Below are 20,905 nucleotides of genomic sequence, written 5' to 3' on the forward strand. Positions count from 1 at the left end.
CCATGATCCCCAATCCGTTCAAGCGGCCTGCGCCGCACAAGCAACCGTTGTTCGCACCGAGTACGTTGAAGTTGAGCGAGAAGGTGCATTGGCTGGCCCGGCGAGGCCTGATCGACCCCTTGGCCTATGTCCAGCGCCATGTGCGCGGGGACTGGGGCGAGATCGATGAGGCCACACGCCAAGCCAACGACGTGGCGATCCAACAGGACAACCTAATGATCTCGCAGTTCAGGATCACGCCGGACCTGGCGCTGATCGTCAAGACCAGCGAGGACCACCAGACCACGGTGGTCCAGCTTCCCGAAGAGCGGGACCTGATCTGAGGCCCCACATCCTCATCCACCTGACGGAGCCACTTCACTCCGGCAGGGGTGTCGTGGCTCAATGACTCATCAAGGAGGAGCCCATGGCATCGCATCGCATCGAAACCTACTGCCAGCGGCTGGCGTTCCCCATCGGGGCGCTCATCTTCAGCAGAGGTGTTGACCGCCTGGTCCGCGCGGGTCGCCTGGACCCGATCCCGTACTTCAGGCGCCACACCCGTGGCGACTGGGGCGACGTCAACATCCAGCAATGGCAGACGAACAGCAGCGCGCTTCAATCGGGCGCGTCGCTGGAATCGCACTACGTGATCCATCCGGGGCTCGCCATTCGCATCGTCACCGATTCGCAGCGCTGCGCAACCGTCATCGTGCTTCCGTCCGAAGACTGAGCACGGTTCACCTGCGGGCCGCCCAGGCCAGCACCTTCAACCACCCTCAGCCACGCGTCGATTCTCTTCCCACCACGGGGCATGCCATTGCCCCGCTGGGGGTGGTGCATGCCCCATTTTTCTTTGGAGCATCACCATGTCCCTCGATCTCGAAACCACTGCCGCTGAATCCGCGCCCGTACAGGGCGAACTGCTCGACGCGGAATCTTCCCCTCTGACCCTGAGCCTTCAGGATTTTGTCGGCGAGTTCGGCGACGAACTACTCGACGCCCTCAACAGCGCTAATCCGCCGGTCTATACCGGCCAACCGCAGGCGCACCGGCAACTGGTGGTCGCCAGCCTCAAGCGCAAGCTGTTCCCAGCCCAGGCCGAAGTCGTCCACGCCGCCGCCGAGCTGCTGATCGACCGTGGCGAACGTGCTGCGATCGTCAATGGCGAGATGGGCTGCGGCAAGACGACCGTCGGCATTGCCACGGCCGCCGTGCTCAACGCCGAAGGCTATCGCCGCACTCTGGTGCTGTCGCCGCCCCACCTGGTTTACAAGTGGCGGCGCGAGATCCAGGAGACGGTGGCCGGTGCCAAGGTGTGGGTACTCAACGGGCCGGATACGCTCGTCAAGCTCATCAAGCTGCGCGAGCAGTTGGGCGTGCAGCCCACGGGCCAGGAGTTCTTCGTCCTGGGGCGCGTCAGGATGCGGATGGGCTTTCACTGGAAGCCTGTCTTCACCACGCGGCGCACCCGCCACGGCGACGTGGCGGCCTGCCCGGACTGCGGCACGGTCATCACCGACCTCGACGGCGAGCCGGTCAACCCGATCGCGCTCCAAGCCGAGGAGTGCCGCAGGAAGTGCGGCCACTGCGCCGCGCCCCTGTGGACACTGATCCGCCCGCGCAGTCTGTCCGGCAGCGACCAGTCCTCGGCCGTGCTCAAAGCCTTAAAGCGCATACCGACCATCGGAGAGGTCACCGCGCAGAAGCTGATGCAGAAGTTCGGTGACGGGTTCCTGGCGTCGATGCTCGGCGACAACATCCATGAGTTCATCAACCTCATGGATGGCAACGGCGAGCTGGTGTTTTCCGACCGTCAGGCCACGCGCATGGAACGTGCGATGGCCAACATGGAGTTCGGCTTTGGCGAGGGCGGCTATCAGCCGTCCGAGTTCATCAAACGCTACCTGCCGCAAGGCACGTTCGACCTGCTCATCGCCGATGAGGCACATGAGTACAAGAACGGGGGCAGTGCCCAGGGCCAGGCCATGGGCGTGCTGGCGGCGAAGGCTCGCAAGACCTTGCTGCTGACCGGCACGTTGATGGGCGGCTACGGGGACGACCTGTTCCACCTGCTGTTCCGAGCCCTTCCGGGGCGGATGATCGAAGACGGCTACCGCCCGACCACGAGCGGCAGCATGACCTCGGCTGCGATGGCGTTCATGCGCGATCACGGGGTGTTGAAGGACATCTACTCCGAGAGCACCGGCACGGCGCACAAGACGGCCAAGGGCACCAAGGTATCGGTGCGCACGGTCAAGGCCCCGGGGTTTGGCCCCAAGGGCGTGCTGCGCTGCATCCTGCCGTTCACGATCTTTCTCAAGCTCAAGGACATCGGTGGCAACGTCCTGCCGCCGTATGACGAGGAGTTCCGTGAAGTCGCGATGGACACGGCGCAAGCCGCGGCCTACCGCGATCTGGCGGGTCGGCTGACCGCGGAGCTGAAACAGGCTCTGGCGCGACGCGATACGACCTTGCTGGGTGTGGTCCTCAACGTGCTGCTGGCCTGGCCGGATTGCTGCTTCCGGTCGGAGACCGTGGTGCATCCGCGCACGCGCAACACCTTGGCGTTTGTCCCGGCTCAGTTCAACGAGTTCGAGATCAGCCCCAAGGAGCGTGAGCTGATCGACATCTGCAAAGCGGAGAAGGCGCAGGGCCGCAAGGTTCTGGCCTACACGGTCTATACCGGCACGCGGGACACCACGTCGCGCCTGAAGGTGCTGCTGGAGCAAGAAGGCTTCAAGGTGGCGGTGCTGCGCGCAAGCGTGGATGCCAGCCGCCGCGAAGACTGGATCGCTGAGCAACTGGATCGTGGCATCGACGTGCTCATCACCAATCCCGAGCTGGTCAAGACGGGATTGGACTTGCTGGAGTTTCCGACGATCGTGTTCATGCAGTCGGGCTACAACGTGTACTCGCTCCAGCAGGCGGCACGCCGCTCCTGGCGCATCGGGCAGAAGTTGCCGGTGCGCGTGATCTACCTCGGCTACGCCGGTTCTTCGCAGATGACCTGCCTGGAACTGATGGCCAAGAAGATCATGGTCTCGCAGTCCACCTCGGGCGACGTGCCCGAATCGGGGCTGGATGTCCTGAACCAGGATGGTGATTCCGTCGAGGTCGCACTGGCCCGGCAACTGGTCGCCGCCTGAACTTCACGCAATGCCGACGACCGAGAGGTCGTCGGCTCTTTTTTCAGCGCCTCGCAGCGTCAAATTGCACCTTGCCGTACACGCCTGGACAGTGATTCAGCGCTTTCCTTGCGCTCGCTGTAACGATCCACCAGATACGGCGCCACGTCGCGCGTGAGCAGCGTGAACTTCATCAGTTCTTCCATCACGTCCACCACGCGGTCGTAGTAGGCCGAGGGCTTCATGCGTCCGGCCTCGTCGAACTCCTGGTACGCCTTGGCGACCGAGGACTGGTTCGGGATGGTCAGCATCCGCATCCAGCGGCCCAGCACGCGCATCTGGTTGACGGCGTTGAACGACTGCGAGCCGCCCGATACCTGCATCACCGCCAGCGTCTTGCCCTGGGTCGGGCGCACCGCGCCGACCGACAGCGGAATCCAGTCGATTTGGGTCTTCATCAGGCCGGTCATCGCGCCGTGGCGCTCCGGCGAACTCCACACCATGCCCTCGGCCCATTGCACCAGTTCGTGCAGTTCCTTGACCTTCGGGTGATCGGCCGGCGCATCGTCCACCAGAGGCAGCCCGGACGGATTGAACAATCGGGTCTCGCCGCCCAGCGCCCGCAAGATGCGTGCGGCTTCTTCGGCTGCGAGGCGGCTGAACGAGCGTTCGCGCAGCGAACCATAGAGCAGCAGGAAGCGCGGCGCGTGCGTGGCCCGTGCCGGCGCGAACAGATGTTCGGTGTCCGGTTGCTGGAACAGCGCCGTGTCGATGTTCGGCAGGTCGAGACGAGATTCAGACACGGCGGCCGTCCTGATCGACCACCGGCTCGCCGTCTTCCTTGTTGAACGCGCCGCGCTGCGGCTGCGGCAGCAGGTCGAGCACGGCTTCCGAAGGCCGGCACAGGCGCGTGCCTAGCGGCGTGACCACGATAGGCCGGTTGATGAGGATGGGATGCTGGAGCATGAAGCCGATCAGGTCGTCGTCGCTCCACTTCGGGTTGCCCAGGTCGAGGTCGGCATAGGGCGTGCCTTTCTCGCGCAGCACGTCTCGCACCGGCACGCCCATCGCCGCGATCAGCGCCTGGAGCGTGTCGCGGTCGGGCGGCGTTTTCAGGTACTCGATGATGGTCGGTTCCTCGCCGCTGTTGCGGATCAGGCCCAGCACGTTGCGCGAGGTGCCGCAGGCTGGGTTGTGGTAGATCGTGATGGTGCTCATGGATGCCTCTTGGAGGTTACGAAGTGGTCGCGCGGCGTTCGTACCAGCCGCGTGAGCGATTGACCACGCGCACCACCAGCAGCATGACCGGCACCTCGATGAGCACGCCGACCACTGTTGCGAGTGCTGCGCCGGAATGGAAGCCGAACAGGCTGATGGCGGCGGCCACGGCCAGCTCGAAGAAGTTGCTGGCACCAATCAACGCGGATGGCCCAGCGACGCAGTGCTTTTCGCCCACCTGGCGGTTGAGCCAGTACGCCAGACCGGAATTGAAGAACACCTGGATCAGGATCGGCACCGCCAGCATGGCGATCACCAGCGGCTGCCGGATGATGGCCTCGCCCTGGAAGGCGAACAGCAGCACCAGCGTCAGCAACAGCGCGGCGATGGACAATGGGCCGATGCGTTCCAGTGCCCTGTCGAACACGGCCTGCCCCTTGCGCAGCAGCGCCCGGCGCCAGAGCTGGGCCAGGATGACCGGAATGACGATGTACAAACCCACCGACACCAGCAAGGTGTCCCACGGCACCGTGATCGACGACAGGCCCAGCAGCAGGCCGACGATGGGTGCGAAGGCGAACACCATGATGGTGTCGTTCAAGGCCACTTGCGACAGCGTAAATACCGGATCACCGCCAGTCAGCCGACTCCAAACGAAAACCATTGCGGTACACGGTGCAGCAGCCAGCAGGATCAGGCCGGCGATATAGCTGTCGAGCTGATCGGCGGGCAGCCAGTCGGCAAAGACGTGGCGGATGAAGATCCACGCCAGCAACGCCATTGAGAACGGCTTGACGGCCCAATTGATGAACAGCGTGACCCCCATGCCCCGCCAATGCTGGCGCACCTGGCCAAGCGCGGCGAAGTCCACCTTCAGCAGCATGGGGATGATCATTACCCAGATCAGCAGGCCGACCGGCAGGTTGACCTTGGCAATCTCCATGCGGCCGATGGCCTGGAATGCGGCGGGCGCGAACTGGCCCAGAGCGATCCCCGCGATGATGCACACCGCCACCCATAGCGTCAGGTAACGCTCAAAGCCGCTCATGGCGGAGTTTGCTGGCGCGGGGCCGGCAGTATCGGTTGCGCTCATCGGGCGGGCCTCACTGGCGGCCGATGTCGCGCAGTTCACGCTGCAACGACATGGCATCGAGACTCTTGATCGGAAGCGACAGGAACAACTCGATACGTCGGCGCAGCGTCATGGCGGTATCGAAGAACGCCTTGCTTTGTCGTTCCAGGGTGCCTTCCACGGCTGCCGGGTCAGGCACGCCCCAATGCGCCGACACCGGCTTGCCCGGCCACAGCGGACACGCCTCGCCGGCTGCGTTGTCGCAGACGGTGAAGATGAAATCGAACACCGGCGCATCGGGCTTCACGAACTCGTCCCAGCTCTTGCTGCGGTAGCCCGTTGTCGGAAGGTGCAGCCGCTCCAGCGTGGCGAGTGCCAGCGGGTGAACTTCGCCTTTCGGATGGCTACCTGCCGACCAGGCGTGAAACCGCCCTTGGCCCATGTCGTTGAGGATGCCTTCGGCGAGGATGGAGCGGGCCGAATTGCCCGTACAGATGAACAAGGCGTTGTAAGTGGTATCGGTCATGGTCAGCAGCAGGTCTTGGATGGAGAAACCTCGCATACGCCACCTTGGCAGCAATGCTCGGTCAGGTAACCGATCAGACCGTCCATGCGGCCGTACTCGGCGCGATAAATCAGGTTGCGGCCCTGCTGCTCGATGCTGACGAGGCCAGCATGGGCCAGTTCCTTCAAGTGGAAGGACAAGGTGTTGCGGGCCACGTCGAGCTGGTCAGCTAGCGTGCTCGGCGTCAGTCCGCCCGGGCCAGCAACGACCAAGGCGCGGAACACGCGCAGGCGCTGGGTGTGAGCCAGGGCGTTTAAGGCGGAAATGGCTTGATCCTCTTTCATGATTCGATAATACAACATTTATAGAATTAATGTGCAAACCACAGTTGGATTTGCGGGTTGCGCTATGTGTTGGACTGCAAAAGCGGGCACCCCCCAGTTCGCATTCCTGACTGACCGCGCAGCCGCGCGCAGCCAAGGTATCGGCATCGCAACAGAAGAGCCGATGCCATGCCTGCAATCCATGTATCCCGGTGTCTGGTCGGTACCAGCCTCCTGGCCGCAGCCTTGGCCAGCGGCTGCGCGACCACGCCACCGCCGCTGGCCGCCAGCACCGTCGAGGACGTCCCACCCGCGCCCGAGGCTGCACCGCCCGAGTTCATTCCCGTCGTGCGCTATGGCCGCTACACCCTGGTGGAGCTGGCGCCGATGGCGGCGCAGCGCGATCTGCTGGTGCAGACCATCGACGTGTCCATGCCCGAGGAGGTCCGCGCCACGGTCGGCGACGGGCTGCGGCATGTGCTCAAACGCAGCGGCTACCAGCTTTGCGAGACCCCGCATGCGGTGATCGAGCTGTACGCGCTGCCGCTGCCGGCGGCGCACTTGCATCTCGGCCCCATGACCTTGCGCGATGCACTGCTCACCCTGGCCGGTCCGGCTTGGGAACTGCACGCCGATGACCGGACGCGGCAGGTCTGCTTCGAGCGGCCTGGTCGCGACACCGGTGCCGAGCCGGTGTCCGAGCCGCCTGCTGCCGAGGCCGTGCAGACGTTCCCCTTTGCGGGAGGCCAGCCATGAACGCGGCACAGCCGCTCCGGCGCCCGACCGCCGCCGTGGTGTTGCAAAGCCTGCTCTGGCTTTGGCTGCTGGGTCTCAGTGTCTTCGCGATCCTGGGCCACCAGACGATGACCGATCAGGCCGACCAGCAGCAGCTCGATGTCCGGTTGCAGCGCCTCGAAGCCCAGGTGACCGGGCTGGCCGAGACCACGCGGGCCTTGCAGCAGCAGCCCGCAGCCGCCACCGCCGCAGGCCTGCAAGACGCTCGGCAGGCAATGGAGGCGCGCATCGTTCAAGCCGAACAGGCGCTGGGTGGCTATGCCACCGCCGAGGACGTTCAGGCGCTGCGTACCGAAGTCGAGCAGATCAAGGTGCGCCAAGCGACTGCGCGTGCAGCGGCGCCTACCCAGCGGCGCACCCCGAGCCAACCGGCCACCGCCAAGTCCGAACCGCCGCCGCTGCCATTTCGCGTCGTCGGCGCCGAACTGCGCGCCGGCCAGCGCAGCGTGTCCGTCGCGCCGAGCATCGGGGACTTCACGCCCGCCCAACTTCAGGTGCTGCTGCCCGGGGATGCGGTCGGCCCGTGGCGCCTGCAGGCGATCGAGGGCAACACCGCAGTGTTCCAGGCCGGCAACCAGACCCGCCGCGTGGCGATTCCCTGACCGGAGCACCCCATGAAGCCGTCGATCCTCCTTTTCGCGGTCCTGGTGGCGTCGTCGCAATGGCCCGCCTGGGCGCAGCAGCCCGCAACGACCTCGGCGCGCAACGCACAGAGCCAGGAGCGCCCGCTGGCCGCCCGCGTGCTGGACGACCGGGTGGCAACCGAATGGGGCTTGCAGCCACAAGAATGGGCACGCTACCGCGAGCTGATGGATGGGCCGCTGGGTATCTACTCGCCCAACCTGGACCCGCTGTCCGCCCTGGGCATCGAAGCTCGCACGGACGAAGAACGGCGCCGCTATGCGGAACTGCAGGTGCAGGTGGAAGCGCGCCGCGTCGAGAAGCTGCTCGCCTACCAGCGCGCCTACGACGAGGCCTGGCAGCGCCTGAATCCGGGGATGCAGCGCGTGAACCTGCCCGACGACAAGCCGGGCGCCGGCACATCCAGCAGTCCCTTGCGCGGCAGCGGCCGCATGGCGGTGTTCGTCAAGGACGGCTGCGCAGCCTGCGGACAGCTCGTGCAGCGCCTGCAATCCTCGGGCGCGGAGTTCGACCTGTACATGGTGGGCAGCCGCCAGGATGACGCGCGCATCCGCGACTGGGCCAAGCGCGCGCAGATCGACCCGGCGCGCGTGCGCGCCGGCAGCATCACGCTCAACCACGACGGCGGCCGCTGGCTGTCACTGGGCCTGCCCGGCGATCTGCCCGCCGCCGTGCGCGAAGTGAACGGCCAATGGCAGCGCCAGCCGTAGCCATGCCCCTGCGCGCACTGGTGCTCACTGCGGGCCTGTATGCCGTTGCCGCCCTGGCCCAGGAGGTTCCGCCACCGGCTTACCAGCTTGCCGCCCAGCGCGCAGGCATCCCCTCGACCGTGCTCTACGCCGTGGCCTTGCAGGAGAGCGGCATCCGGCGCAACGGGCGCCTGGTGCCGTGGCCGTGGTCCCTCAACGTCGCCGGCCAGTCGCGCCGCTTCGCCACGCGCGCCGACGCCTGCGCTGGCCTGCAGCAGGCGATGCGCGCCACGCCGCACACGCGCATTGATGCGGGCCTGGGCCAGATCAACCTCGGCTACCACAAGCACCGCTTTACCGGCGCGTGCGACCTGCTGGATCCGTATCGCAACCTGGCCGTTGCCGCCGAGATCCTGAAGGAGCAGCACACCCCCGGCGAGGACTGGCTGCTGGCGATCGGCCGCTACCACCGCCCCGCAGGCGGCGAGCCCGCCGCCCGCTATCGGCGCAGCGTGTCGCGCCACCTTGCCCGCGTGCAGGGCACGCGACCAGCCGCCGCGGTCCTCGCGGCGCGCCAGGAGACCTCCCCATGACGAAACCCCATCCCGCCCATCTCGCGTTCACGGGCCTACTCATGCTGCTGTCAGGCCTGCCGCTGGCCTCGCGTGCCGGCGAGCCACTGATCGTTGTCGAGGACCGTGGCGGCACGTCGGCATTGCCGTACTACGAAGCCCTGAATCTCCAGCCGCGCGCCAACGCACCGGCGCGGCCGTCCATCCCGACGCCCCAGGTTCCTGCCACACGGGCGGACGAAGCCGCGATGCTGCCGGTGCGCAGCGCCAAGCTCACGCCTGGCACCGTGGCGCGGCGTGTGATTGAAGCGCCCGGCCTGCGGCCGTTCGTGGTCATCGGCGACGACGAGGCTTCCCGGGCCTGGTTGCAGCGCCGCGCCGCCGCTTTGCGCGAACGTGGCGCGGTCGGCCTGGTCGTCAACGTCGAGACCGCGCAGGGCCTGGCGCGGCTGCGCGCCCTGGTGCCGGGCGTGCCGCTCGCGCCCGTGGCCGGCGACGACCTGGCCGATCGCCTGGGCCTGCGGCACTACCCGGCGCTGATCACGGCCACCGGCATCGAGCAATGAAGCCATGTCGGGCAAACAGCCGGTCGAGGTTCTGCTACGCCCAGCGGTGGAGCTATACACCGTCGCGGCGTGTGCAGGCGCCGCGTTTCTGTGCCTGGTGGCCCCATGGTCGGTCGCGCTGAGCCCGGCCATGGGCATCGGCAGCGCCTTGGCGTTCGGCGCCTACGGCGCGATCCGCTACCGCGATGCCCGCATCATCCTGCGCTACCGGCGCAACATCCGCCGTCTGCCGCGTTACGTGATGACCAGCAAGGACGTGCCGGTCAGCCAGCAGCGCCTATTCGTGGGGCGCGGCTTTCTCTGGGAGCAGAAGCACACGCATCGGCTGATGCAGACGTACCGGCCCGAGTTCCGCCGCTACGTCGAGCCGACGCCGGCCTACCGGCTGACCAGGCGCCTGGAGGAACGGCTGGAGTTCGCGCCATTGCCGCTCTCGCGCCTGCCGAAGCTCACCGGCTGGGACGCGCCTTTCAACCCCGTGCGCCCGTTGCCGCCTGTCGGCGGCCTGCCAAGGCTGCACGGCATCGAGCCCGACGAAGTGGACGTCAGCCTGCCGCTGGGCGAGCGCGTCGGGCACTCGCTGGTGCTGGGCACCACGCGGGTGGGCAAGACGCGCCTGGCCGAGTTGTTCGTCACGCAGGACATCCGCCGCAGGAATGCTGCCGGCGAGCATGAGGTCGTCATCGTCATCGACCCCAAGGGGGATGCCGATCTCTTGAAACGGATGTACGTCGAAGCCCAGCGCGCTGGCCGCGAAGGCGAGTTCTACATCTTCCACTTGGGCTGGCCGGAAATCAGCGCCCGCTACAACGCCGTGGGCCGCTTCGGTCGGATCTCGGAAGTGGCGACACGCATCGCGGGGCAGCTCTCCGGCGAAGGCAACAGCGCGGCGTTCCGCGAGTTCGCATGGCGCTTCGTGAACATCATCGCCCGCGCCCTGGTGGAACTGGGGCAGCGCCCGGACTACATGCTGATCCAGCGCCACGTCATCAACATCGACGCGCTGTTCATTGAGTACGCCCAGCACTACTTTGCCAAGACGGAGCCCAAGGCCTGGGAGGTGATCGTCCAGATCGAGGCCAAGCTCAACGAGAAGAGCATCCCAAGGAACATGATCGGGCGCGAGAAGCGTGTGGTGGCGCTGGAGCAATACCTCTCCCAGGCGCGCAACTACGACCCTGTGCTCGATGGCCTGCGCTCGGCGGTGCGCTACGACAAGACCTACTTCGACAAGATCGTTGCATCGCTGCTGCCGCTGCTGGAAAAGCTCACGAGCGGCAAGATCGCCCAGCTCCTGGCGCCGAACTACTCCGACCTGGCCGACCCGCGCCCGATCTTCGACTGGATGCAGGTCATCCGAAAGCGGGCCATCGTCTATGTGGGTCTGGATGCGTTGTCTGACGCCGAGGTCGCCGCAGCGGTCGGCAATTCGATGTTCTCTGACCTGGTTTCGGTGGCCGGACACATCTACAAGCACGGAATCGACGATGGCCTGCCCGGCGCAGTGGCTGGCGCTCGCGTGCCGATCAACGTGCACGCGGACGAATTCAATGAACTGATGGGCGATGAATTCATCCCGCTCATCAACAAGGGCGGCGGTGCCGGCCTGCAAGTCACGGCGTACACGCAGACGCTCTCGGACATCGAGGCCCGCATCGGAAATCGCGCGAAGGCCGGCCAAGTGATCGGGAATTTCAACAATTTATTCATGTTGCGCGTGCGCGAGACGGCCACCGCGGAACTGCTGACGAGGCAGTTGCCGAAGGTCGAGGTCTATACAACCACCATCGTCTCGGGCGCGACGGACAGCTCAGACATCCGCGGCGCGACGGATTTCACGTCGAACACCCAGGACCGCATCAGCATGGCCAGCGTGCCGATGATCGAGCCGTCACACGTCGTCGGCCTGCCCAAGGGCCAGTGCTTCGCGCTGCTGCAGGGCGGCCAGCTCTGGAAGGTGCGTATGCCGCTGCCGGCGCCGGACCCGGATGAAGTGATGCCGGCGGACCTGCAGCAACTGGCCGGGTACATGCGCCAGAGCTACAGCGAGGCCACGCAGTGGTGGGAGTTCACCAGCTCGTCGGCCTTGCAGGATGCGGCCTTGCCCGACGACCTGCTGGACGATGCCGCTGCGGCCGAGCCCGGCGCGGTGGCCACCGGCGCCGACGATGGCGCGGGCAACGAGGCCGTGCCATGAAGGATGCCGCCTCGACCGCGCAGCGGGAGCAGAACCATCGCCAAGGCTTGATCGTCGGCACCATCACCTTACCGTTCCGGCTGCTCGGGGTGCTCATTGGCTCGCTGCTGTTTTCGATCGTGGTGGAGTGCGCCGGCATGCACATGTTCTGGAAGGACCAGGGCTGGCGCCACTCCCAGCAGATGCTGCGGTACGAACTCGGGCACCTGTCCAACCACTTCACGCGCAGCGTGGTGGTACAGGAGCCCGGGCGCACGGCGCACGAGTTGGTGGATACCGGGTACGAGTGGGTGTTCGTGCGCTCGGGGTTGCTGGAGCGCATGAGCCAGACCGCCGAGCGCGTCCGCGCGCCCAGCCACGGGCAGAGCCGCAACTTCCGCTACTACATCAGCCAAGTCTATGTCTGGGCCGAAAGCTACCTGATCGCTGCGGCCTTCACGACGCTCACCTTCCTGGTGCGCCTGCTGGTCCTGGTGCTCACGCTGCCGCTGATCCTCACGGCGGCATTCGTCGGCCTGATTGACGGCCTGGTGCGACGGGATGTGCGCCGGTTCGGCGCGGGCCGCGAATCCGGCTTCATCTACCACCGCGCGAAGGCCAGCCTGATGCCGTTGGCCGTGCTGCCTTGGGTCACCTATCTCGCTCTGCCCATATCGGTGCATCCTCTGGTCATCCTGCTGCCCAGCGCGGCGTTGCTGGGGATGGCAGTCAGCCTGACCGCAGGCAGCTTCAAGAAGTACTTATGAGGTGACACGGGCGGCACGGCTCTGCAAAGCCGTGTGCCGTTCATCGGTTCTGCAGGGTATCAAGAGCAGCATCCAACGCCGTAACCGCCTCGACGACCGTTCTTACCGTCGCCCGATCAAACTCATGATCGCGCTGAGCGTCGTGCACACCGCTATTGAGGTAACCCCATTCAATACTCGTACCGCTGACATTGAGCAGCCGGACCAACGCCCCTACGGCATCCGGCGCACCCGCATGTTGCGCCGCGATACGCTCGACGGCCGACCGCAACTTGGTGCATTTATTGTTCAGCTCCCAAGGCGCGCGGGGCCCGCTCAGCTTGATGTCGATCCGGCCGTCCGCCCGCCGACCCAGCCACGTCCACAGGCGGTCCGTCAGACTCTCCAGCGCCGGCCGGGCCTGACGCAGTGCCTCGCGTTTCTCGTCAGCCGCCAACGCCTGCTGGGCCAGAAGAACATAGTTCTTCGCTGGCGGGTCGCTGTCGACCCGCAGTTCGTGCTCTCCCTGATGCGGGAGAAACTTGTAGCGCTTAATGGCCGCGGCGCGGCGCACGCCCAACTCCTGCTGGATGCGGTGCAGGAACTCCTCTGCGTGCGAGGTGAGGATAACCTGCTTGCCGTGGAGCAAACCGTCCTCGAAGAAGGTACGCCAGATGCCATCGCGATGGTCGTCGTCGATCGCGTTGACGACGTCATCGAATATGACCACGGGGCAGCCCTGCGCGAGGTTCTTGGCAAGCAGAATCGCCAGGCCCAGGCATTTGATGTGCCCTTCGCTGAAGACGATCAACGCGTCGTAGCGCGCGCCCGGCTCGCCGGCGAACTCCACCTCGATCTTGCCGTTCTCGGCCACGGGCAACCACAGCGCGTGCAGCAGATCGCCGGGCGGATCGGCCCGGTTGAATGCGTTGTAGAGATGGCGGGCTTGGTCTCCCAGCCCCTGTAGCAGAACCCCCGGCAGAGCGGTTAGGTATGCCTGAATCTCGGGCAGGAAGCCGTCGTAGGCGGCCTTGACCCGCTGATGGTGCACCACCACCGGCATTTCGTCCGTGGCCGCCTGGATTAGGCCGCGGTTCGCGTCGTCGAATTGGGCCACGGTTTGGCGGGCGGCCGCCAGCTCCTGATCCGCAGTCGTGCGCATGGTCCGCAGCCGTTCGATCTCCAGCTGATGCTGTTGCAGGCGGTCCCGCTCCTGGGCTATCGCGCCGCGCTGGGCATTCACGTCGCGCGCCTGCGCGTCGAAGCCTTCGATGATCTGTGCGATCCGTAAGAGGGCTTGCCAGGCGCGCTGGTCCCCATTCACCCCGCCGCCGAGCCAATTGCCCGCCGACGTGGGAGGCAGCAGTGGCAGGCCCGCGGCCTGCGATTCGGCAGGACAAGCGACCCCAGCCGCCGCCACCACGCGGCGCATTTCGTCACACAGCGCTCGGACCGCCTCGCTCAACTGCGTCCGATGCCCGGCCTCCTGCTGCTGCAGGACGGCCAGTTGCGCGAGCTGCTCCAGGCCCATTCGCGCCCTGGCGAACGGGTCCTGCGCCACGGCGGCCAGTTCGGTTCCACATGCCGGACACGCGGTCGCCCCGTCCGCCAACGCTTGCACGGCCTCGTAGAGCTTCGCGTACGACACCTCGCCGGCGCGGGCCGCGAGTTGCGCGGAAGACGCTTGCCACAGTCCCTGGACGCGGTAGGCCTCTGCCAGCAACGCTTGCAGGCGGGCCTGGGTCACCTCGTGAATGGCAGGCGGGTTGGCGTCCAGCTGAGCCTGGACATACGGTAGCCGTCCTTGCTGCTGCGGCGTACCCAGCAGCCAGTCCACGCAGGTTTGATAGGTCGCGCCAGGTGACATGCGCTGCGCCAAAGCTTGTTCCAGGCCCTCGACCGCTGCGATCTTCTGCGGGTAGGCGGCGATGGTCTGTTCGGAGTTCGCCAACTGCAGGCGACGCTGCGCCAGCTGCGCCGCCTGCACGCCGGCAAGCATCAGGTCCTGATCGAGCGAGGGGTTGAAGCCGCGCACGAACTCGCTGAACTGGTCCACGCCGAACAGGGTGGCGATGAGCTGGCGCTGATCGCTCGGGGTCCGCGCGGCGATTCGGGCGAAATCGTCGAGGCGGTTCTTCTCGATGAAGCAGAAGCGATACTCAGCTTCGTCGGGCTGGACGGCCTGCGCCTCGCCCGCCGCCGTAGACGACAGGACTGGCGCGATGTGGCGGCGCAGGCGAGCGTTGTTGCAGTACGTCCGCTGGTCGACCCGCTTGGCCTGCGCTTCGCTGATCGAACCGAGCATCGCCACTTCCAAGGCTTCGCAGAAGCTGCTCTTGCCGGTGCCGTTGGCACCGTAGACCAAGGTGATGTCATGGCTGAGGTCGAACGTCTCCTGCCGCATGAATCCTCGAAACGGCCCGACTTCGAGCTGGTGCAGTCGCCCGAGCGCCGGCCCGTTTTCGGGGCCGCGCGCGTCCCCGTCGTAGGCGACAGGCATCTGCGCCAGATGCGCGATGGCCAGCGGCGCCAAGCGCGTGGAGCGCCCCCGGCGTGCAGCACCGACCTCGGCCAGTGGCTGCAGGTGATCGAGCACCAGGTGCGCCAGCCGGCGCACGTCGTCGTGCACGTGCCGCTGCGTCAAGTGCGCCAGGAACCGGTGGTACTCCGAACGTATGCTTGCCACAGCGACCCCTCACTTGGTCAACCACTGACCGTAAGCCTCCACATCGATCATGGGGACCGTTCCACTGAACTGAAGCTGCGCGATCAGCTTGAAAAGAAACGCGGTCGCCGGCTTGTTTTCGTTGGTGTAGCTGTACGCGCCGCTGGCTTGGTCATAGAAAAAGTGCCCGTGGGCGGCAACGCATCCGATGTCCAGACGCCCCTCGGTGAGGTTTGCGTTCAGCGCCTTGTCCATGGATGGGCCCAATGCAGGACTCCATTCGCTCTCGAAGGTGAGCAAGCCACCCAGAATCGGAATCAACGGCTTCGCTGGGTAGGTCCCGCCAGCGTGCGGGATCGGCAGGCTCGTGCGGTGCAGCCTGCGCACACTGGCGACCTTCTCCTGGGCATAGGCCACAAGCCCCGCGTCAGCCGTCTGCTTGGCCTCGAACACGGCGTACACGCTTTCGGCTGGAATGATCGTCTCGTTCTCGTAGGTGAAGATAAAAGGCGAATATTGCCGATCAAACACCACCACATCGATCTGCTGGCTGAAGTTCCCCAGGCTGTCCACCACATGCGCCTTCGCCGCCTGGTACCGTTTGGGCAGATAGGTATCCAGCATGTCGATCCAGACGTTCTCGCTCGCATCCCCCTTCGTACCCGGGTGACCGAAGGTCTTGCGTACTACGGACAAGCGCTGCTGGATGTCTTCATGCAGGGACGACAGGAGCTGGGAAAGCGACCACTGGGACATGCTGTACCTCGATGGGACGTGTATGGAAGCCGATGGAATCAGGACAGTGGGAACTTGGGGCCAAACAGTGCGCGCCAGGCGCGAAGCGCTTCGATATTGCGACCACGACGCGCGTGGTCGATGGCGATGCTTGCGTCCTGGCTCGCCTGGAACAGCAGCTGCTGCGCGCGCTGCTTGCGCGCGGCATCCATATCGTTGCTGATCGCCGGGCCAAGTCCGGCGGGATCCGGCCACTCGTCATGAACACGATCGGCAAGCGTGGCAAAGAACGACTGGATCTCGCGATCGAACGATCCTCCCCAGCCGCCGTAAAGACACTCAAGGGCCATTACCTCGATCAGGAACGAGGGCTTCACCGGCTTCTGATCGCCGTGCTTGGGATTGTTGTTCCAGTACTTCACCATGCGCACGAGACCTTTCCACTCATTGCCATAGGCTTGGTGCGCTGCGGTCGCCTTGTCCTTATGGATCTCCGGGTCCGTCTTGATCCACTTTCCGGACGCCGTATCGGGGATCTCATACTGGTCGCCGGTGTCGAATGCGGGCACCGCATCCACGCTGACCACCCGGTAGTCCGTGTTGTCCTCCGCGTCGATGTGAACACCGAAATCCACGTTGATCGAGCGCGCCTGTTTGCGCACGGCCGCCGAACCGTATTTCTCCACCAATGCAGAGTGGAAATCATCCAGCACTACCGATGCGGCCTTGCCGTGGTAATGCTTCTCCGAGTCCTTCAGCACGAAGAAGATGTCGATATCCTTGAGCGGCTTCGTCTTCGTGTATCGAGCATAGGACCCGGTCAGGAAGCTGCGCGCAATGCCGAACTTGGTCTGCAGGTAGTCCCGCACTTCGTTCTGGCGTTGCGAGGCATTCTTCTGCTCGCGTTCGTTGAGTTCCAGACGCGACTTGAACTTGCGAAAAGCTTCATCGATCGACAGCATCAGCGTTGCCTCCAATATCCGGCCTGACCCGCCAGGCCGCTGTGTTCGACAGTCGAGCCTAGGCTCTGCTTGACCATTCCATCCGTCGAGCGATAACTTCCTTTGCTCCACCCCTCCACATCAGGCCGCCCTGGCTTTGTATCGAGCATTAACTTGTACTTGGCCTGCGATGGCAGCAGCCCAGCTTTCTTGATCGCGTACTTCAACTGCTCGGTATCTGTCCAGAAGCTGCCGTCGCCATCGGACCACCCATACACGATGTCGATATCCCATCGGGTCACGAGTTTGTCGGTTGCCGGGTTGTAGATCTCCAGAATCACCTTGCGCAGATCACCGGTCCCGAGCCACGTCTTGATGGCTCGGGTATTGCTCTCCCAGCGATCCGCGAAGTGCTCGGGGTCCAGCCCACTGAGCAGGATGATGTCTTTCAAGCTCTTGAGGATGTTGTCGGTCACATAGGTAACCGAGTGCGTGTACGAGTAGGTGGCGACGGTGCTCATGACTTGAGGAAACCTCCGAGGTCGAGCGACAGCGCTTGTCCAGCATCGGCCTGCGCCTGCGTGGCAATTCCTTGGCTCAAGTCCCGTGCAATGATGCGAGAACTGTGCTTTTTGAGCGCGGTTTGCACCCAGCCGAGCTGCTCCTTCGGACACGGCAGCGAGACTCCCCAGTCTCCCTTCAACGGCTCGAACCCCAAGACTTCTTCGTTGGCATCATCACCATCGATCGCGTCTTCGTCGAAGAGGCAGTAGATCCTGGTCCGTGGTCCATCGCATGTCGCAACGATGGGCGCGCTCTTGGGTGCCTGGTCGGCGATCAAGCTGGCGGCCACGCCCGCCACGGCCCTGAGTTCAGAGCGAGCCGTGCCGTCCTTGCCCTGAGTGAGCAGTTCGACAATGGCATCCCACGTCTGCAACGCATCGCGGTGCGGCGAGCTGCGAAACGTCCGGCTGACAACGGTGGTCATTTTTGCTTCCCTCCTTGAAGGCGCATTTGCGTTGCCTGTCGTATCGCACTGCGCAGGTGCTCTACGGAAAGCTTGTTCGGATCGATAGCCACTTGCGGGTCGGCCGCGAGGGCGTTGGCTACGACCTTGCGAATGGCCCGACCATCCAATCCGACGCACTCGCCAGCGCACGCGTCGAACTGGTGAGCCGAGGAAAGCTTGCCAATCCCCGGAAATGTCTTTGCCAGGCCATTCAGGCAGTCCACCAGGATCTGCTTGCAGGCATCCTTGCTGGGCAGTGGCACCTCCATCACCATGTCGCAACGAGATAGGAAGGCACTGTCGACGGCCTGTGGGAAGTTGCTGGTGGCCACGAACAGCAGATGCGGGTTGCGTTCGGCCAACATGTCCAACTGCACCAACACCGCGTCGGTGGCCCGGTGCACATCAACCGGGTTGGCTTCCAGGCTGAGCTTGGCTCGATCAGCCGCAAGCGTTTCGACCTCGTCCAGAAGGACGATCGTCGGGCCCGCCGCTGCGGATTCTGCGATCGATTGCGAGAACAGGTCTGCCACGGCGCGTTGAGTCTTTCCCATTGCAGAGCTCGTCAGCGTGTGAGGCTCTACTTCCAGCAATCGAAACTTCGCAGAAGAAAAAGATTCGGCCACACGATGCGCCAAGCCCCGTGCCAAGGAGGTCTTCCCAGTCCCCGGCGGGCCGACCAACAAGATCACGCCGTGCAGGGGGAGTACCGTGCGCTCCACCTTGGGGCGCACCGTGAAGTTGACGATCGCCTGTGACAGCAACTGCTTCTTGAGAGCTTCGTCCATGACGATGGAATCCCACAGGGCGCCCAGCGACGTGTCCGGCAGCTTCCAGCTTCGATGGATGCCTTTCGGCAAAGTGGCGTCTGATGAAGGATTCTTGGTCATCCGTGGCTCTCGGCGGGTCAGAGAATGGTGCGATAGGTCGCCAGCACCTTGGTCGTTTGCACAAGGCCTTGGCGCAGCAGGATTTCGAGATAGCGGTCCACCTCGATCGGCGGATGCTTGAGTTGGGCACGCTGGCGCTGCGCAGCCGACACCACGGCGGCCGCGTCCAGATCCAGTAGGTTGTCCACAAACTCATCGGGGTGCTGCGATTCGATGCCGTACGGAGCCAGCAGATCGTTCGGGAAATCCCGTTCGTTGAACGTCACAATCACGCTCGCACCGCAGCGAATCGCCGCAGCCAGGACGTGCCGGTCGTCCGGATCGGGCAATGTCAGGCCTGCCACGAGCGCTTCGTAGCCCTCCACCAAGCCGTCCGGAATTGCCCGGTCCATGAGATCCGACGTCCTGTCGACCTGAACCCGGGTGAGATCGGGGCGGTTGATCAACAGGTTGCGTTTCCACTCCTCATGAATGGCTTGGCTCCACCGCGCCCGGAAGCGGCCAGACAGGCCGAGCCACATCAGGAAATCCCGCAGTGGCGCGGGATATAGAACGCACGCGTCGTAGACGGCGGTGAATGGGGAATGCCTCATTCGTATCCCATTCCCAACTCTTGCGACTGCTGAGCGAGTTCGGCCATCGCCTGCTCACTGGCGCGCTCGCGCGCTTCCTTGTACTGCATCAGATCGGCGAACCTCACCCTGCGGTGCTTGCCGGTGCGATGAAATGCCAACACCCCATCTTCGAGCAGCTTGACGAAATGGGGACGGGACACGTTGAGCAAGTCCGCCGCCTCTTGGGTCGTCAGCTCTGCATGGACGGGCACCACCTTTACTGCATTGCCATCGGCCAACTCGGCCAGGATGTCGACCAGCAGGCGTAAAGCCGAGGTAGGCAGTTCCACCTGATGAGCCTGTTTGTGGTCATCAAAGATCTGGATGTGCTGCGTCTCGAACTGGGTTGCGAGGTAAGCCGCCAAGGCACGTTGACCCTGGACGGCTGCCTTCACCTCTCCCGCGGCGGGAAGGGTCATCTTGGATTGGGCAGTGGCGGTGGTCATGGGTAGCTCCTAAGCGAAAACGGTTGCAGAGCCGATCATATTCGAAATACTCGAAAAACGCAATAATCGAAGCGCGACCCGGGCTTTTGTAGGTTCGCTCGCAGCATGCCCAATCCGGTCGTCCGCCAGTTCCTATTGTTTGCGGCCTGAAACAGCCCTGATCTCCACGATCAACCCATTGCTGATCACACAGGAATGGCGCGATGGTGGCTTCGATCTGGCTGCGCGCCGCGCATCGCGGCGTGCCCACTTTTTTCGTGACGGCCCTCGTGCTGGGCCAGTCCCCGATGGCATTGGCCGAGTCCCCGGCGCAGCGCCAGGAGTTGGTCGCCGCGCTGCGCCAGCTCGACGCGCTGGAACGCACCGTCGCGGACAGCGCCGCGCATGCCCCCATCCAGCCGGGCGAGCGCTACCACTTCGATTACCCACGGCTGCTGGCTGACCTGGCGCGCGTGCGCGCCGGCATCCAGTTCCACCTGACGCCATCACGCGCTCAGCCGCGCGACCCCTCCGAACTGGCCGGCGACTACCGCACCGAGCGGGCCGCTTCGCCATCGCCGAAGACGACTGCGGAGGGCGAGCAATGAACGGCGCCCAGGTCTCGGCATTTCAAGCCAACAGCGGTATCGCGCCTTCCGCGATGGCGACCGTCCTGGTCGGCGTCGTGTTCGCGGTCCTGCTCGTGTGGGGCGTCTGGGCCATCCGAACGGCCTATGTGGGGTGGTCCGAGAGCCGCCTCAACCAGCGCCAGTTCCTCGGCGTCTGCATCCGCTTCGTCGCGATGTACCTCGTCCTGAGTTTCTTCCTCCTGTCCTGACATGAAAGGCCCGACCATGCACAACCGCAACCTCACTTCCCGTTTTGCCCAGCGCGCCGCCGTGGCCCTGGGCGCCGCCGCGCTGCCCGCACTGTCGTTCGCGCAAGGTCTGCCGCAGTTGGAGAACCCGACGCGCGGCACCGGCAACGGCATCATGGAGACCATCCGCAACTACGGCTACGACATCATCATGCTCGTGGCCCTGCTGGTGGTGGCGTCGATGTTCATCGGCGTCTGCTACCACGCCTACGGCACCTACGCGGAGATCCACACCGGCCGCAAGACGTGGGGCCAATTCGGCCTCACGGTCGCCATCGGCGCCGTGCTGCTCGTGATCGGCATCTGGCTGCTCACCGAAGCCACCGGCATCCTGTAAG

Annotated in this window: 26 protein-coding genes; 13 read left to right on the top strand and 13 right to left on the bottom strand. The window is 64.9% G+C overall.

Annotated features, from left to right (window positions below; translation table 11 throughout):
• Nucleotides 1–2 precede the first annotated feature (2 nt).
• From DOD19_RS09525 to DOD19_RS09535, 3 genes are all read left to right on the top strand, one after another.
• On the top strand, nucleotides 3–323 hold the full coding sequence (locus tag DOD19_RS09525; protein ID WP_003116818.1) for a hypothetical protein: 321 nt from the start codon (nucleotides 3–5) through the stop codon (nucleotides 321–323).
• Nucleotides 324–406: 83 nt separating this feature from the next.
• Nucleotides 407–712, top strand: coding sequence for a hypothetical protein (locus tag DOD19_RS09530; protein WP_003116817.1), 306 nt, complete (start codon nucleotides 407–409; stop codon nucleotides 710–712).
• 136 nt (nucleotides 713–848) lie between these two features.
• Nucleotides 849–3,128: a helicase-related protein gene (locus DOD19_RS09535; RefSeq protein WP_013391793.1), complete on the top strand. Its 2,280-nt coding sequence runs from the start codon at nucleotides 849–851 to the stop codon at nucleotides 3,126–3,128.
• A 59-nt stretch (nucleotides 3,129–3,187) separates the two neighbouring features.
• Here the strand turns inward: DOD19_RS09535 and arsH are convergent, their stop codons facing one another.
• Genes arsH through DOD19_RS09560 form a run of 5 tightly spaced genes read right to left on the bottom strand, consistent with a single transcriptional unit; the run spans nucleotide 3,188 to nucleotide 6,264 of the window.
• Complete coding sequence (gene arsH / locus DOD19_RS09540) at nucleotides 3,188–3,910, bottom strand: arsenical resistance protein ArsH (RefSeq protein ID WP_013391794.1); 723 nt, start codon at nucleotides 3,908–3,910, stop codon at nucleotides 3,188–3,190.
• Nucleotides 3,903–4,325 (bottom strand): arsenate reductase (glutaredoxin), encoded by a 423-nt coding sequence (arsC, locus tag DOD19_RS09545; protein WP_013391795.1) that lies wholly within the window; start codon nucleotides 4,323–4,325, stop codon nucleotides 3,903–3,905. The genes arsH and arsC overlap by 8 nt, the downstream gene beginning before the upstream one ends.
• A gap of 16 nt (nucleotides 4,326–4,341) precedes the next feature.
• Entirely contained in the window at nucleotides 4,342–5,418 is a 1,077-nt protein-coding gene (arsB, locus tag DOD19_RS09550) for an ACR3 family arsenite efflux transporter (RefSeq protein WP_013391796.1), read from the bottom strand.
• A 10-nt stretch (nucleotides 5,419–5,428) separates the two neighbouring features.
• Nucleotides 5,429–5,923 carry an arsenate reductase ArsC gene (locus DOD19_RS09555; RefSeq protein ID WP_013391797.1) on the bottom strand — a complete coding sequence of 165 codons (495 nt, stop codon included), beginning with the start codon at nucleotides 5,921–5,923 and terminating at the stop codon, nucleotides 5,429–5,431.
• 2 nt (nucleotides 5,924–5,925) lie between these two features.
• A complete protein-coding gene (locus tag DOD19_RS09560) occupies nucleotides 5,926–6,264 on the bottom strand; it encodes a helix-turn-helix domain-containing protein (protein ID WP_013391798.1) in 339 nt (112 codons plus the stop codon).
• A 150-nt stretch (nucleotides 6,265–6,414) separates the two neighbouring features.
• On the opposite strand from DOD19_RS09560, the gene DOD19_RS09565 reads away from it, so the two are divergent.
• The 7 genes from DOD19_RS09565 to DOD19_RS09595 are packed head-to-tail and all read left to right on the top strand — an operon-like array spanning nucleotide 6,415 to nucleotide 12,432.
• Entirely contained in the window at nucleotides 6,415–6,981 is a 567-nt protein-coding gene (locus DOD19_RS09565) for a PilL N-terminal domain-containing protein (RefSeq protein ID WP_013391799.1), read from the top strand.
• Nucleotides 6,978–7,622, top strand: a complete 645-nt coding sequence (locus tag DOD19_RS09570) for a hypothetical protein (RefSeq protein WP_042178590.1) — start codon at nucleotides 6,978–6,980, stop codon at nucleotides 7,620–7,622. Before DOD19_RS09565 ends, DOD19_RS09570 begins: the two co-directional genes overlap by 4 nt.
• A 12-nt stretch (nucleotides 7,623–7,634) precedes the next feature.
• Nucleotides 7,635–8,372 carry a TIGR03759 family integrating conjugative element protein gene (locus DOD19_RS09575; RefSeq protein ID WP_042178587.1) on the top strand — a complete coding sequence of 246 codons (738 nt, stop codon included), beginning with the start codon at nucleotides 7,635–7,637 and terminating at the stop codon, nucleotides 8,370–8,372.
• Nucleotides 8,354–8,944 (top strand): transglycosylase SLT domain-containing protein, encoded by a 591-nt coding sequence (locus DOD19_RS09580; RefSeq protein ID WP_003109780.1) that lies wholly within the window; start codon nucleotides 8,354–8,356, stop codon nucleotides 8,942–8,944. The genes DOD19_RS09575 and DOD19_RS09580 overlap by 19 nt, the downstream gene beginning before the upstream one ends.
• Entirely contained in the window at nucleotides 8,941–9,489 is a 549-nt protein-coding gene (locus DOD19_RS09585) for an integrating conjugative element protein (RefSeq protein ID WP_003109779.1), read from the top strand. Before DOD19_RS09580 ends, DOD19_RS09585 begins: the two co-directional genes overlap by 4 nt.
• A gap of 4 nt (nucleotides 9,490–9,493) precedes the next feature.
• The gene (gene traD / locus DOD19_RS09590; RefSeq protein WP_042178583.1) at nucleotides 9,494–11,686 is read left to right on the top strand and encodes a type IV conjugative transfer system coupling protein TraD; all 2,193 of its coding nucleotides are present in this window, start codon (nucleotides 9,494–9,496) and stop codon (nucleotides 11,684–11,686) included.
• Nucleotides 11,683–12,432, top strand: coding sequence for a TIGR03747 family integrating conjugative element membrane protein (locus DOD19_RS09595; RefSeq protein ID WP_042178580.1), 750 nt, complete (start codon nucleotides 11,683–11,685; stop codon nucleotides 12,430–12,432). The genes traD and DOD19_RS09595 overlap by 4 nt, the downstream gene beginning before the upstream one ends.
• A gap of 40 nt (nucleotides 12,433–12,472) precedes the next feature.
• Here the strand turns inward: DOD19_RS09595 and DOD19_RS09600 are convergent, their stop codons facing one another.
• From DOD19_RS09600 to DOD19_RS09635, 8 genes are read right to left on the bottom strand one after another with little or no spacing between them, the layout of a single operon-like run.
• Nucleotides 12,473–15,097 carry an AAA family ATPase gene (locus DOD19_RS09600; RefSeq protein WP_042178577.1) on the bottom strand — a complete coding sequence of 875 codons (2,625 nt, stop codon included), beginning with the start codon at nucleotides 15,095–15,097 and terminating at the stop codon, nucleotides 12,473–12,475.
• Nucleotides 15,098–15,106: 9 nt separating this feature from the next.
• Nucleotides 15,107–15,832: a CBASS effector endonuclease NucC gene (gene nucC, locus DOD19_RS09605; RefSeq protein WP_003050273.1), complete on the bottom strand. Its 726-nt coding sequence runs from the start codon at nucleotides 15,830–15,832 to the stop codon at nucleotides 15,107–15,109.
• A 38-nt stretch (nucleotides 15,833–15,870) separates the two neighbouring features.
• Nucleotides 15,871–16,773, bottom strand: coding sequence for a CBASS oligonucleotide cyclase (locus DOD19_RS09610; protein ID WP_003105624.1), 903 nt, complete (start codon nucleotides 16,771–16,773; stop codon nucleotides 15,871–15,873).
• Nucleotides 16,773–17,273, bottom strand: a complete 501-nt coding sequence (gene cap7 / locus DOD19_RS09615; protein WP_003090159.1) for a type III CBASS phage resistance system CD-NTase-associated protein Cap7 — start codon at nucleotides 17,271–17,273, stop codon at nucleotides 16,773–16,775. The genes DOD19_RS09610 and cap7 overlap by 1 nt, the downstream gene beginning before the upstream one ends.
• Nucleotides 17,270–17,740, bottom strand: coding sequence for a type III CBASS phage resistance system CD-NTase-associated protein Cap8 (gene cap8 / locus DOD19_RS09620; protein ID WP_003105626.1), 471 nt, complete (start codon nucleotides 17,738–17,740; stop codon nucleotides 17,270–17,272). Before cap8 ends, cap7 begins: the two co-directional genes overlap by 4 nt.
• Nucleotides 17,737–18,651 carry an AAA family ATPase gene (locus tag DOD19_RS09625; RefSeq protein WP_042178573.1) on the bottom strand — a complete coding sequence of 305 codons (915 nt, stop codon included), beginning with the start codon at nucleotides 18,649–18,651 and terminating at the stop codon, nucleotides 17,737–17,739. The genes cap8 and DOD19_RS09625 overlap by 4 nt, the downstream gene beginning before the upstream one ends.
• 17 nt (nucleotides 18,652–18,668) lie before the next feature.
• Nucleotides 18,669–19,244 (bottom strand): PIN domain-containing protein, encoded by a 576-nt coding sequence (locus DOD19_RS09630; RefSeq protein ID WP_003109777.1) that lies wholly within the window; start codon nucleotides 19,242–19,244, stop codon nucleotides 18,669–18,671.
• A complete protein-coding gene (locus tag DOD19_RS09635; protein WP_003050245.1) occupies nucleotides 19,241–19,711 on the bottom strand; it encodes a helix-turn-helix domain-containing protein in 471 nt (156 codons plus the stop codon). Before DOD19_RS09635 ends, DOD19_RS09630 begins: the two co-directional genes overlap by 4 nt.
• Before the next feature lie 203 nt (nucleotides 19,712–19,914).
• On the opposite strand from DOD19_RS09635, the gene DOD19_RS09640 reads away from it, so the two are divergent.
• The 3 genes from DOD19_RS09640 to DOD19_RS09650 are packed head-to-tail and all read left to right on the top strand — an operon-like array spanning nucleotide 19,915 to nucleotide 20,904.
• The gene (locus DOD19_RS09640) at nucleotides 19,915–20,298 is read left to right on the top strand and encodes an RAQPRD family integrative conjugative element protein (RefSeq protein ID WP_003120001.1); all 384 of its coding nucleotides are present in this window, start codon (nucleotides 19,915–19,917) and stop codon (nucleotides 20,296–20,298) included.
• On the top strand, nucleotides 20,295–20,528 hold the full coding sequence (locus DOD19_RS09645; RefSeq protein WP_003050225.1) for a TIGR03758 family integrating conjugative element protein: 234 nt from the start codon (nucleotides 20,295–20,297) through the stop codon (nucleotides 20,526–20,528). The genes DOD19_RS09640 and DOD19_RS09645 overlap by 4 nt, the downstream gene beginning before the upstream one ends.
• A 16-nt stretch (nucleotides 20,529–20,544) precedes the next feature.
• The gene (locus tag DOD19_RS09650; RefSeq protein WP_003090173.1) at nucleotides 20,545–20,904 is read left to right on the top strand and encodes a TIGR03745 family integrating conjugative element membrane protein; all 360 of its coding nucleotides are present in this window, start codon (nucleotides 20,545–20,547) and stop codon (nucleotides 20,902–20,904) included.
• The last annotated feature ends 1 nt before the right edge of the window (nucleotide 20,905 follow it).

It is taken from the genome of Ralstonia sp. GX3-BWBA (assembly GCF_003290055.1).
GTDB classification, from domain to species: domain Bacteria; phylum Pseudomonadota; class Gammaproteobacteria; order Burkholderiales; family Burkholderiaceae; genus Ralstonia; species Ralstonia holmesii.